Source organism: Silicimonas lutimaris, assembly GCF_047314965.1.
GTDB lineage: Bacteria > Pseudomonadota > Alphaproteobacteria > Rhodobacterales > Rhodobacteraceae > JAVJUV01.
The window spans coordinates 12,598-24,711 of the sequence record NZ_JBLBVK010000040.1 but is presented as its reverse complement, the minus strand read 5'-3'; the positions used below and the strand labels follow the sequence as shown (position 1 = coordinate 24,711).

General features: G+C 60.5%; 13 protein-coding genes. 1 reads left to right on the top strand and 12 read right to left on the bottom strand.

What is annotated here, in order from left to right:
• Positions 1-2 precede the first annotated feature (2 nt).
• From ACKLNI_RS05755 to ACKLNI_RS05715, 9 genes are all read right to left on the bottom strand, one after another.
• Positions 3-971 (bottom strand): type II secretion system F family protein, encoded by a 969-nt coding sequence (locus tag ACKLNI_RS05755; RefSeq protein ID WP_413718096.1) that lies wholly within the window; start codon positions 969-971, stop codon positions 3-5.
• A gap of 6 nt (positions 972-977) precedes the next feature.
• Positions 978-2,459, bottom strand: a complete 1,482-nt coding sequence (locus ACKLNI_RS05750; RefSeq protein WP_413718095.1) for a TadA family conjugal transfer-associated ATPase — start codon at positions 2,457-2,459, stop codon at positions 978-980.
• Positions 2,460-2,478: 19 nt separating this feature from the next.
• A complete protein-coding gene (locus tag ACKLNI_RS05745; protein WP_413718094.1) occupies positions 2,479-3,726 on the bottom strand; it encodes a CpaE/TadZ family protein in 1,248 nt (415 codons plus the stop codon).
• Between the two features lie 226 nt (positions 3,727-3,952).
• On the bottom strand, positions 3,953-4,333 hold the full coding sequence (locus ACKLNI_RS05740; protein WP_413718093.1) for a hypothetical protein: 381 nt from the start codon (positions 4,331-4,333) through the stop codon (positions 3,953-3,955).
• Positions 4,334-4,338: 5 nt separating this feature from the next.
• Positions 4,339-5,763 carry a type II and III secretion system protein family protein gene (locus tag ACKLNI_RS05735; RefSeq protein ID WP_413718092.1) on the bottom strand — a complete coding sequence of 475 codons (1,425 nt, stop codon included), beginning with the start codon at positions 5,761-5,763 and terminating at the stop codon, positions 4,339-4,341.
• Positions 5,764-5,985: 222 nt separating this feature from the next.
• Positions 5,986-6,825 (bottom strand): Flp pilus assembly protein CpaB, encoded by an 840-nt coding sequence (cpaB, locus tag ACKLNI_RS05730; RefSeq protein ID WP_413718091.1) that lies wholly within the window; start codon positions 6,823-6,825, stop codon positions 5,986-5,988.
• A 155-nt stretch (positions 6,826-6,980) separates the two neighbouring features.
• Positions 6,981-7,169 carry a hypothetical protein gene (locus ACKLNI_RS05725; protein ID WP_413718090.1) on the bottom strand — a complete coding sequence of 63 codons (189 nt, stop codon included), beginning with the start codon at positions 7,167-7,169 and terminating at the stop codon, positions 6,981-6,983.
• A 182-nt stretch (positions 7,170-7,351) separates the two neighbouring features.
• Positions 7,352-7,543 (bottom strand): Flp family type IVb pilin, encoded by a 192-nt coding sequence (locus ACKLNI_RS05720; RefSeq protein ID WP_413718089.1) that lies wholly within the window; start codon positions 7,541-7,543, stop codon positions 7,352-7,354.
• Between the two features lie 25 nt (positions 7,544-7,568).
• A complete protein-coding gene (locus tag ACKLNI_RS05715; RefSeq protein WP_413718088.1) occupies positions 7,569-7,760 on the bottom strand; it encodes a Flp family type IVb pilin in 192 nt (63 codons plus the stop codon).
• A 353-nt stretch (positions 7,761-8,113) separates the two neighbouring features.
• On the opposite strand from ACKLNI_RS05715, the gene ACKLNI_RS05710 reads away from it, so the two are divergent.
• Entirely contained in the window at positions 8,114-9,007 is an 894-nt protein-coding gene (locus ACKLNI_RS05710) for a lytic transglycosylase domain-containing protein (protein ID WP_413718087.1), read from the top strand.
• Between the two features lie 12 nt (positions 9,008-9,019).
• On the opposite strand, the gene ACKLNI_RS05705 is transcribed toward ACKLNI_RS05710, so the two are convergent.
• Genes ACKLNI_RS05705 through ACKLNI_RS05695 form a run of 3 tightly spaced genes read right to left on the bottom strand, consistent with a single transcriptional unit; the run spans position 9,020 to position 12,064 of the window.
• A complete protein-coding gene (locus ACKLNI_RS05705) occupies positions 9,020-9,757 on the bottom strand; it encodes an SDR family NAD(P)-dependent oxidoreductase (protein WP_413718086.1) in 738 nt (245 codons plus the stop codon).
• Positions 9,754-11,067, bottom strand: coding sequence for an FAD-binding protein (locus ACKLNI_RS05700; protein WP_413718085.1), 1,314 nt, complete (start codon positions 11,065-11,067; stop codon positions 9,754-9,756). The genes ACKLNI_RS05705 and ACKLNI_RS05700 overlap by 4 nt, the downstream gene beginning before the upstream one ends.
• Complete coding sequence (locus ACKLNI_RS05695; RefSeq protein ID WP_413718084.1) at positions 11,048-12,064, bottom strand: lysylphosphatidylglycerol synthase transmembrane domain-containing protein; 1,017 nt, start codon at positions 12,062-12,064, stop codon at positions 11,048-11,050. Before ACKLNI_RS05695 ends, ACKLNI_RS05700 begins: the two co-directional genes overlap by 20 nt.
• Positions 12,065-12,114 lie beyond the last annotated feature (50 nt).

The following is a 12,114-nucleotide window of genomic DNA, read 5'->3' as shown; positions in this document are numbered from 1 at the left end:
GCTTACACCTTGATATTCACGAGCATCTTCATGACGAAGATGTTGACGACAAGGAACGCGGCGACCACCAGACAGGCCGGAATGAAGACCGATGTCTGCTTCACGTCGTCATAGTAGTTCGGCTGGATGACGTTGATCATCACAAGCGCGACAATCGGGAACAACGACAGGAACATGCCCGACCACTTGGCTTCCGCAGTGATCGCCTTGACCCGTCGGAACAGCTTGAAGCGCGAGCGGATGACCTTGGCCAGACCGTCGAGGATCTCCGCCAGGTTACCACCCGAGGTCTGCTGGATCGTCACGGCAACCGCAAGGAAGCGAAGGTCCTGCATATCCATGCGTTCGGCCATCTGCTTCAGGGCTTCGCCCACGTCACGGCCATAGGCGGCCTCGTCCGAGATCACGCCCATCTCGGTTCCAAGAGGATCAGGCACCTCCTTGGCGACGATCTGCAGGGCGGAGGAGAACGGATGGCCGACACGAAGCGAGCGAACCATCAGTTCGACGGCGTCCGGAAGTTGCTCTTCCATCATGCCCATCCGCTTCTTGGCGGTGTTGTTGACCCAGACGAAGACGGCGCCGACCCCCATCAGGACGGAAAGCGCGCCGCGGACCGGGGCCGATGCGGCGGTACCGAAACTCAGAAGGACGAACGCCACAACAGTCAGGATACCCATCACCATGACCAGCTGGCCAGGCGTAAAGGCGATATTCGCCTTCTGCGCCTTGTCGGCCAGGATCGCGTACAGGGGGATGGACTTCGATTTCATGTGTTGGCTCATCTCCTTCCGGAGTTGTTCCAGCACCTGCTCGCGGCCCGCACCCTTTTCGAGCATATCGAGACGGCGGTTCACGCGGTTGTTCAGGCTGATCGATTTGCCGAAAACGGTCAGGTAGATACCCTGGACCAGGGCAAGAACGGCAATGAAGATAAGGCCGTAGATAAGTGGTTCTGCGCTGATGACCATGGCTTCTTACTCCGCCGCAAAGGGTTCGAAGATGGTTGCGGGCAGATCATAGCCCCACATGCGGAACCGCTCCGAGAAGTGGCTGCGCACGCCGGTGGCCGTGAAGTGTCCGATGATCTTGTTGTCGGGCGTCAGGCCCACGCGCTGGTAGCGGAAGACCTCTTGCATCGAGATCACCTCGCCTTCCATGCCCGTCACCTCGGTGATCGAGACCATGCGGCGCGAGCCGTCCTGCAGACGCGAGGCCTGTACGATCAGGTTCACGGCCGATGCGATCTGCGAGCGAACCGCTTTGATCGGCATTTCGATCCCGGCCATTGCGATCATGTTTTCAAGACGCGAAACGCCGTCGCGGGCGCTGTTGGCGTGGATCGTGGTCATCGACCCGTCGTGGCCCGTGTTCATGGCCTGCAGCATGTCGATCACTTCTTCGCCCCGCGTTTCACCGACGATGATCCGGTCGGGACGCATACGAAGCGCGTTTCTCAGACAGTCGCGCTGGGTAACAGCGCCCTTGCCTTCGACGTTCGGCGGACGGCTTTCCATCCGGCCCACGTGGGTCTGCTGAAGCTGAAGTTCCGCCGTATCCTCGATCGTCAGGATTCGTTCGTCGTTGTCGATGAAGGACGAGAGCGCGTTGAGCGTTGTCGTCTTACCCGAACCGGTACCGCCCGAGACGATGATGTTCAAACGTGTCGCGACCGCGGCTTGCAGGTAGGCCGCCATCTCTTCGGTGAAGGCACCGAAATTGACCAGATCGTCGACGGACAGCTTTTCCTTCTTGAACTTACGAATCGAAACCAGCGAACCGTCCACCGCGATCGGCGGCACCATCGCGTTGAAACGCGAGCCGTCAGCAAGACGGGCGTCCACGTAGGGGTTCGATTCATCGACGCGACGGCCCACGGCGGACACGATCTTGTCGATGATGCGCAAAAGATGCCGCTCGTCCTTGAAGGTCGTGTCCGTCAGCATCAGTTTACCGGCGCGTTCCACGAAGACCTGCTGCGGGCCGTTCACGAGAATATCGTTGACGGTGTCGTCTTTCAGAAGTGGCTCAAGCGGGCCGAGGCCCGTTACTTCGTCATAGAGTTCCTGGTTCAGCGTCTGGCGTTCTTCGCGGTTCAGAACCACGCCCATTTCGTCCAGCGCCTCGCCCGAAATGGCGACGATCTCGGAACGCAGATCGCTTTCCGTGGCTGTATCCAGTGCCGAAAGGTTCAGGTTATCCAGGAGCCGCTTGTGCAGTTCCAGCTTGATCTCGCCAAGCCGCTCTTTCCGCTTGCGCTCCTTGTCGACAGGTGCCGCCTGAGCTTGCACGCGGCTGACCTGACGGCGCGTCGCTACCGGTGCCGGTGCGGCCGCGGCGTCCGGGGCAGGGGTGGAAATCGGGCGTGTCGTCGGCTTGGAATTTCCGCCGGGAATGGACTTGAGTTCGGGAGTGCCGGGTTTGTCGCCGGCTCCGCCTTTCTTGTACTTCGAGAACAAATCAGTGCTCCTTCGTCAGTCAGGCGCCTTCAACGGCTGCGACGTTCGTTTCATGGACAGACTGGGCAAGTTTCTGAATTTCCTTGCGCAGGGGGTTCTTTGGGGCGACCTCGCTGAGGGGCACGCCGTGGTCGTTCGACTGCACGACCTGCTTGCCGCCGTCGGGCATCAGAACTTCGATCTTGATATCCAGGCTTTCGGCCATCCGTTTCACGCGGCTCTTCCCGTTCAGATCGGTAAAACCCGGTGCCCGGTTCAGCACATATCGCAGCTTCTGGTAGGGAAGGTCCTCGCCCTTGAGCGCCCGGATCACCCGCAGTGTGTTCTGAGCCGAACGCATGTCCAGCTCGGTCATGGCGAAGAAGATATGGGCCGCGTTCAGGACCGTCTCCGTCCACATCACGACCGATTGCGGCATGTCGATAATGACGTAATCGAAGTTCGTGCGCGCGACGTCGATGATCTTCTGCACGTCTTCGGGGCTGATCATGTCCAGCGGAATCAGTTCGCTGGGCGCGGTCAGAACCTGCATCTTTTCATTTACGGTCAGCAAGGCCTGCATGAAGCTGTCGCTGTCCATCGAAGCGGTGTCCTGAAGCAGCTCGAAGACCGCTTCGCGTCTCGGCAGATCGAGATAGGTCGCGACAGAGCCGAACTGAAGGTCGAGGTCCAGAATACAGACCCGCAGCCCTTCATCACCCTTGTCGACGTTTGCCAGTTCCCATGCGAGGTTCACGGCAAAGGTCGTCGATCCTGTGCCGCCCGCAAGGCCCTGCACCGGGATCACCACGCCGTCGCGGTCACCGGTTGCCTTGATGTTCGTCTTGATCGTCGCGTCGATCAGTTCCGCTTGAGACACCTTGTTCCGCATTCTCTCGATGGCATCATGCAGCGCGCCATCGGGAAGGGGATATGGCACGAATTCCTCGGCTCCCAACTTCAGCAGCTTGTGCAGCACGATCGGGCTGACTTCCTCGGCGATGATAAGCGACTTGATCTTCATCGCGGCGGCCCGCTTGATCAGGTCGACGATCTGGTCAAGGTCGGCTTCGTCTTCCTGGTCGATTGCCAGCGCAATGAACTCCAGCGCCTCGGCCTCGGGTTGATCGAGAAAGACGCTTGCGTCTTCCAGAGACAGATCGCCCCATGCCTCTCCGCATTCGGCTTCCATGTCCTCGATCAGAAGATCGAAATTCTGCACATCCCGACAGACCGTGCAGGCCACGATCGATGCCGGTTCTTCCTGAAGTGCCGCGTTGCTCGTCATACCCAAACGTCCTTCTGTTTCCGGGCCCCCCACTCGAACGGGGCAATCAATTCCGGCAAGGACAAAGATGCGCGCGAGTCGCGGCACAGTTTGCCCTACAGAGGCAAGCTGAACGGCAATGTGGGCGACATTGAGGCTAAAAACTCGCAATTATTCGGTAATTGAGGACGGTCAAACGAAAAGGGGCGGCCAAAGGCCGCCCCTTTCAACAATAGCTGCGATTTTCTTAGCCGCCGGATTCGATTTCCCCGAGGCCGCCGCCGATCTGTGTACCAGGTGCCGCGCTGCCAAGGTATTCGGCGAAGATGACCTCTGCGTACTTGCCGTTGAGCTCGCCCGAGCAACGGACCTGGCCGCGATAGTAGGCCGGGTTTCTCGGCGCGCTCTTCGGGTCAAGTACGACGACCGGTTCGGGAACGATATAGCCCTTTGCCTGGCCGGCACACATCTGGGCCAGCATGTTGTTCATCGTCGGGTTGCCGAAGCCACCCTCATCGAGGAACGCGCCGGCTTCCTGTGTCCAGAACTTGCCCACCGGGCCTTCGCTACATGCTGTCAGAGCAAGCACACCGGCTCCGACCATCAGGGTTTTGATCTTGAGCGTCATGTCTCTTACTCCATCACGTAGCCGTAGGAACCGGTGAAGTCCTGCTTTGCCACTTCGGCGGCAGGGCCGGTCTTGGGTGCGCCGGCAGCGCGCGAGGTCTGTCCGAAGAGGAACAGTTCGGCTTCGGTCGGCGGACGCACACGGTCGGTCGGCAGAGCCAGCGCCTCGCCCCGGGTCGGGGTCACGAGATGCGGGGTGATGATGACCACCAGTTCAGACTGGCTCCGCTGATAGGTCGACGACCGGAACAGGGCACCGAGGATCGGTACATCACCCAACCACGGCACCTGGCTTGCGGCATCCGTGAAGTCATCCTGCAGAAGCCCCGAGATCGCGAAGCTCTGACCATCCATCATCTCGACGGTGGTCTTTGTTTCACGACGGCTGAAGCCGTTCACCGAGAAGCCACCGGTGGTCACCGTTGTGGCGCCATCGATGGCGGACACGGCCGCGTTCAGTTCCAGGTTGATCCGATGACCGTCCACGACACGCGGGGTGAAGGTCAGCTGGACACCAAAAGGCTTGTACTCGATGACAACGCCGCCGTCGCCGTCCGTGACCGGGATCGGATATTCGCCACCTGCAAGGAAGCTGGCTTCCTGGCCGGAAAGCGCGACAAGGTTGGGCTCGGCAAGCGTGCGCACCATGTCCTTGGTTTCCAGTGCTTCCAGCAGAACGCCGAAGCCGACGCTGCCGATGTCGAAGCCGACGGCGAACTGGCCCGCAGATGCATCGTTCAGATTGAGACGGGTCGATGCCGAAGAACCGATCGATGTGCCCGAAACCAGCGAACCGGTACCGGTTGCCGCCGAGATCGCTGCATCCGAACCTGCCTCGACGATGTTAAGACCCGCCGAAAGGCTCTTGAGAACGGTGCGCTGCACTTCGGCGAAGCGCACTTTAAGCATGACCTGCTGAGTTCCACCGACGACCATCAGGTTGGAAACCCGATCCGGAGCGTACCGGTTGGCAAGGTCAAGGGCCCGGTCGAGCTTGGCGATCGAAGTGACGACCCCCGAGAGCACGATGCCATCATTTGCCGTGCGGACCTCGATCGGCTCACCCGGAAGAATCTGGCGAAGGCGCTCCTTGAACTCCGCGATATCCGGGGTCACCTGAACTTCTACGTTGGTGATTAGCCGGCCATCCGGTCCAAGCAGTGTCAGGGTCGTGCGACCCGGAGCCTTGCCGAGAACATAAATGGTGCGATCCGACAGCGTCGAGATATCGGCGATGCCTGGATTCGCGATTGACAGTTCAGCGAACGGAGATTCGGCCTCAACAACCACGGCTCGGTTCATCGGAACCTGAAGCGCGGATGACACCTCCCCTTCCATCACTGTGAGTGACTGCGCCCCACCCTGGGATGCAGCCGAAACTGCGATGGCGGCTCCCACGAGTGCCGCCCTCAAGAATCTATTGAAAGTCATGTGACCTGCCTTTCCGATCACGCCTCAGTTTCCGGGTCTATGAGCCCTTATAGCTTGGACGATGCGTGAATGGGTAATTTTTTGCAACAATCAGGGCGTTGAATGTAGAACCTGATGTGGACGGGTTGCAACACATTGGCAGTGATTGCGGCCAAAAAAAGACGCACCACCTCATATGGTGGCGCGTCTATCAACAATACTTCGCCTTTTCTAAGCGGCAAATCAGTTCGAGCAGGGAATCTCGACCGAGATGATCTCTTCGCCTTGCCGACGGCGCACGAAACACTTCTCTTCCTTGGGTGCTTCGACGATGCGCTCGTCCTCAATTCCCAGCACGTCGCCAAGATCAACCTCGACCGCACTCGAGACAATCGAGTCATCCGCGCCGACGAGCGAGAGGGAAAGGCGACCCGTTGCCTGTGCCTGAGCAAGTGCGGCGACCTGCTGGGGGCCGACCTCGACAGTAACCGTCTGCGCCACGACTGGACCGTTGCGGTCTTCGTCGGCGGACTGGTTGATGCCGATAAGGCGAATTCCGGGTTGAATGAGTTTCGTGAGGTTCTGGCCCTCGCCGACAGCGCCCGTCCAGTAGACATCTACACGGTCCCCGACGCGCAGAAAGCCCGAAACGCCGGCCGTAACGTCGGTGCGGATTGTGAAAGCCCGGTTTCCGGGGCTTAGCCGCGACGAAATCCCGGCATCCTGGCCCGGTTGGGTCACCTTGACGGCAAGGACGGCCTCGTTCGGCTCCATCGTGCGGAGAACAGAGCGCAGCTCCTGGCCATTACTGGGGAACAGTTCTTCTTCGGAGACGAAGGCTCCCTCTGGAACTGCTTCTTCAGGCCAGCGAACAAGTTTCACGTCTTCTTTAGTAAGGCGCTGACCATAGCGCATTTGCTTGTTCACCACGAAGACATCGACCGTGGGGACAATGGCTTGCTTGGCTCTTTCGGCTTCGGCCAGTTGGGCCTGCTGTTGGCCGATATAGTCCTTGGCCAGATAGACAGCCGAACCAGCCAAACCGATCCCGATCAGCAGGACAAATCCGAAAACCAAACGCATAACGTTTCCTCTCTCGTTTTCCGGCTTGGGCGCTCACACCAGCCCTTCACCCGATTCATACATTCTCTGCTATGACCACTGATTGTGGCGAAAGCGTGGATGGAACTGGGTTTAGTCGTGTAATGTTGAATGCTCTTCCAGCAGGCCGGGAGGGATCAGTAGGTCGTCGTGACGCTGCGAGAATCCAGGTGCGCACCCAGACCGGTGGAATGGTCCAGAATGCCGCCCGCAATGCTGACGATCACTGTAAAGCCCAGGCCCACGATCGCTCCTGTCAGAACAACCCAGTCAACGGTTACTGCGCCGCTCTCGTCGGCAATGAAAAAATTCAAAAATCTAGGCATCTCTCGCTCCAGGTGTTTCTATTGGCTGGTCGTGGTGCACTCTGACAAGAACACGAACAACGCTTTGTTGCCTTGCGGCAATGGCTACTGGTTGATGGAGATACTGATTAAAACGTCGTTCGGTTTGAAAAAGGGGCCACGCGGTACGCGCAGCCCCTCGAATTCCATCGCTCGCTGCAAGATCAGCCGCCGTAGGCGGTCGTCACGCTGCGGGTCGCCATGTGCGACGAGATGTTGTCGGCAAGGGTCGTGGTACCGCCACCGACCGAGGTCAGAACAGCGATGCCGAGGCCAACGATGGCAGCGGTCAGAACAACCCAGTCAACCGTAACGGCACCAGATTCGTCCTTCAGGAAAGTATTGAACAGCTTCATTTCAGTTCTCCAGTTCGGATTAGGGTTAGCCGCCGTACGACGTGGTCACGCTGCGCGTGGCCATGTGCGACGAGATGTTGTCGGCCAGGGTCGTGGTACCGCCACCGACCGAGGTCAGAACAGCGATGCCGAGGCCAACGATGGCAGCGGTCAGAACAACCCAGTCGACGGTAACCGCACCGGATTCGTCTTTAAGGAAAGCGTTGAACAGTTTCATGTGTCCCTCCATTCAAGCACGCTCAGTTTCAGTCTACCTTGACGACTGAGCGGGAGACCTTACAGGGCCGCGTCCTTTGCCGTCTTGGCGTATGGACATATGCACGTGAAATTTGGGCGAGAGTTGGGCATCCCTCGTACAATTTTTTAGCTCTTCGGTGAAATCCGGGTTTTCTGTCTAACTGTTTGAAAAAAAATAAAAATGGATAATTTCCGAGTTTTTTGACCGATACAAAGGCAGCATCCCGCGCATCACTTTGCCACCGAAGTAAACAATATGCCTCATTGTGACTGGTCCTCGCGTACAAACTTTGCGAGATTCGTGCCGATTTCGTTAATAACGGATAATCCTTAATGTCTAAGATGTCTGGAATTGCCTGTGCTCTTGCGCTAGCGGCCAGCGTTGGCGCCGGTTCTCAGGCATGGGCGCAGGACAGTGACGGCCCCAAGACCATAAAGGTCGGCGGTGATTTCACGTTCAAACGCGTGGGCGTGCCGACGTCAGGAGCATCCAAGCGCATCACCGTCCAGATCGATCCCGATGCCGAAATTTACCGCCTGACACCCGGCAGTGATCCGCGCCGTCCCGGGGATCCGCGTCCCGAAGCGGCCTTGCAGCTGCCGCCGGGGCTTGTTCCCGATACGCCCACCGATTTCGATTGGTACTGGGATGCGGTCTCTCCGGCCGTCGGCATGGACCCGGCATCGCGTTTCCGCGATGCGATTCTGGCTGTCCAGCAGGGTGCAAGCCGCATCGGGACCCCGCGCCTGCAGACGTTGCAGCGCATCGCCGATGCCCACGGTGTCGATATCCTATCATCCACGATCGGGACCGAGGTGTCGCCCGCTCTGGTTCTGGCCGTTATTGCCGTCGAAAGCGCGGGACGCGTCGAGGCTGTCAGCCACGCCGGTGCGCAGGGCCTGATGCAGCTCATGCCGGCGACCGCGCGGCGGTTTGGCGTCAACGAGATACGCAATCCCTCGCAGAATATCAGGGGCGGCGTGACCTATCTCGACTGGCTCCTGAAAGAGTTCAATCGCGATCCCGTACTCGCGCTTGCGGGCTACAACGCCGGCGAGGGCGCGGTTGCGAAGCATCAGGGCGTTCCGCCCTTCGCCGAAACCCGCGCCTATGTTCCCAAGGTCCTGGCGGCCTGGAACGTCGCGCGCGGCCTCTGCCTGACGCCGCCGGAACTCATCACCGACGGCTGTGTTTTCGTCGGCTCGCGCATCGCCTCGGGTGGCTGAGCCAGACCCTGTTCAGATCTGCATCTTCTTGAAGATCGGTTCGGGGATAAGCCGGATCACCGTCATCACGGGCCACCAGATCAGCGGCGTGTAGATCACGTTCTTCTTCTTGTCGACGGCGCGGAAGATATCCGAGACGATCTTTTCGGGCTGTGCGAGGAACGGCAGTTTGTCCAGCCCCCACGTCATAGCCGTGTCCACCGTTCCCGGCTTGACGGTCACCACATGCACGCCCGAGCGGCCAAGACGATTTCTCAGACCCGATAGATAGGTGTGAAAGCCTGCCTTCGCGGCGCCGTAGACATAATTGCCCAGCCGTCCGCGGTCGCCGGCAACCGAGCCGACCCCGACAACCGTTCCGCCGCCCTGGTCTTCCAGAACCGGCGCGATCGCGGTCAGGAACCGTGCGGGACCGGTGAAGTTGTCCATGACCACCCCATCGATAAGTGACGGGTCTGCGTCGATCGCTTCCTGCGGTGGCATCGACCCCACGAAGACGGCCACGCTGATCGATCCTTCCAGGCTCTTCGCGCGCGAAATCAGCTTGGAGAAGGTGTCCGCGTCGCGCGCATCGAACGCGGCCGCTTCAGCATGCGGAGCGCCGCGAAGACCGCAATCGGTGGCCGTTGCCTTCAGGTCGTCCATTTCGCGGCCGGCAAGAATGACGCCTTCTCCGCGCTCGGCGGCCTTGCGCGCAAAGGCCCGTGCCATCGTCGATGTGCCCCCGAGAATGATCCAGGTTGTCTTCATCTGGCGTCCCTCAGTTTCAGGCGACGGACGAGGTCGGTGACATAGGCCCCGTCGGGATCGGCTTTTTTCACGGCTTTCATCCAGTCCGCGTGTTCAGGATACATGGCCGCGATGGTTTCAGGCCCCGACAACGAGTCCTTGGCAAGATAGATCCGGCCCTGCGCCTCGGCCGTTTCGGCCTCCAACTCGCGTATCAGGCGTTCGGCGGCCGGACGGTTCGGAAAATCGACGGCCAGCGTGTAGCCTTCCATGGGGAAAGACATATAGCCCGCACGTCCGGGACCCATCCGCTTGAGAACCGCCAGGGGCGACGCAAGGCCGGAGCCCGCGATCCTCTCCAGCATGCCACGAAGCCTGTCGGCCTGCGCGACGGGTACGACGCACTGGAACTGGTGGAAACCATCCTTGCCATAGAGCCGGTTCCAGTCGCGTATCTTGTCCAGCGGGAAGAAGAAGTCGTCGATCGGCTTCACGACCGTGCGCCCACGATCGGGCACGCGCCGCCAATAGGCCGCATTGAACGTCCGCACGACGGGTGGCGACAGTGTGAAACCGGGTGCGTCGAAGGGAATGCGCTTGCCCCGTTTCGCGGGCGGGATCAGGCCTCCGCCGGTTTCCGCCTCTTCCAGGATGCCGCGCCCAAGCGCCGCTCCCCGCGCGGTCGCGTCGATCCAGCCCACCGTATAGGTCGCGTCCGACGTGTCGAGCAGCGACAGGAATTCGTCCCATCCGTCTACACGTCTCTCGGTCACGACCATGACGTCGCCCTTGGCTTTCAGCAGACGGATCGCGGCCGACAGGATTGGCCCGGTCTGGCCCAACCCGCCAACGGTCGCGCGGAACAAGTCCTTGTTCCGGGTCGGTGTGATCCGCTTGGGACCGCCCGGCGTCATCAGCGTGATCGCCTCCACATGGCACCCGAACGACCCGATCCCATGGTGATTCTTGCCATGCACATCCATAGCGATAGCGCCGCCGACCGTGGCGAATCCGGTACCCGGCATCACCGGCGGCAGCCAGCCCTTCGGCGCGAACAGTTTCAGGAGCCGCCCGATCTCCATGCCTGCCTCGACCTCTACCAGCCCGCTCGCCTCTTCGAATGAAAGCACTCGGTCCATCCGGGTCATGTCCACGGCGCGACCGCCCGAATTCAGGCTCGCATCGCCATAGCTTCTCAGGCGGCCGATGGCGGGGGCGGGGGCACTCTGAACAAGGCTCGCAAGCGCAGAACTGCGCTCCGGTCGCGCGACCAGCCCGCGTGCTTTCAGAACCCGGCCCCAGCCGGAGTACTCAATTTCCTTCCAACTCATTCCAGGCCTTCTTCGACTGTCGTTCGGCGAACGGGAACACGATGATCCCGATAAGAATGGCGAACCAGAGCGTGGTCACCCGTATGATCAGAGTGGCCGGCACCGCGATTTCAAGAGGCACGCCCTGAATGGACAGGAGCGCGACCATGGCGGCTTCCGCACCTCCAAGCCCGCCGGGTGCGCCCGTAAGCCCGCCCGCAAGCGTGGCGAATATGAAGATGCCGACGGCCACCCAAAGTTCCACCTCGGCGCCCATCCAGATAAGCAAGAGGTGGAAAGCATAGCCTTCGGCGAACCATCCGATGGCCCCGAGAGCAGTGGCGGCGGCAACCGTTCGGGGGGACGTGAAGGTTTCGAGCGAGCGTGAGGCGCGCCGGACACGCGCGAAGAGACGCGGCATGCGCCGTCCCGTCATGCGGTGCGCGACGTCTCCGATCGATCTCAGAAGCGCCGGGCGTGTGGCGGCGAATGCGGCGACAAGGGCAAGGATGGCGACCGGTACGCCACCGGAGACACCGGTGGTGGACAGTGCAAGGGCAGCGGCCAGAAGAAGCGCCATCGCCGAAAGGTCTGCCGCCCGGTCGACCAGCACAAGAGGCGCCGTTCGTTCGAAGGACCATCCGGTTTCCCGCCTGATCCAGCGCATCCGAACGAGCTCGCCGACCCGTCCGGGTGTCACCGACATCGCAAAGCCGCCAAGGAAGTGCCGGATGTTTTGCGCGAGCCTGGTCCGCAGCCCCAATCGACGGGCGAACAGGTGCCATCGCAGGCTGCGTCCCAGGTAGTTTGCAAGGCTCAGAAACAGAAGGATTCCGATCTCTCCCGGCGTGACCCTGGCAAGAGCTGCCTTCGTCTCTTCCCAGCCTGTCGCCGCCGCCAGTCCGCCGAGGCCGATGACCACCAGCAGGAAAAGTGCGGCAAGCAATAACAGATCGCGCCAGCGCCGCGACGAAGTCGCGGCGCTGTTATCACGAGGGGAATTTGGCGAAATACTCATAGCCATTGCCCACGGGATAACGACAGAATCGGGCAAGAATAAGGATTTGT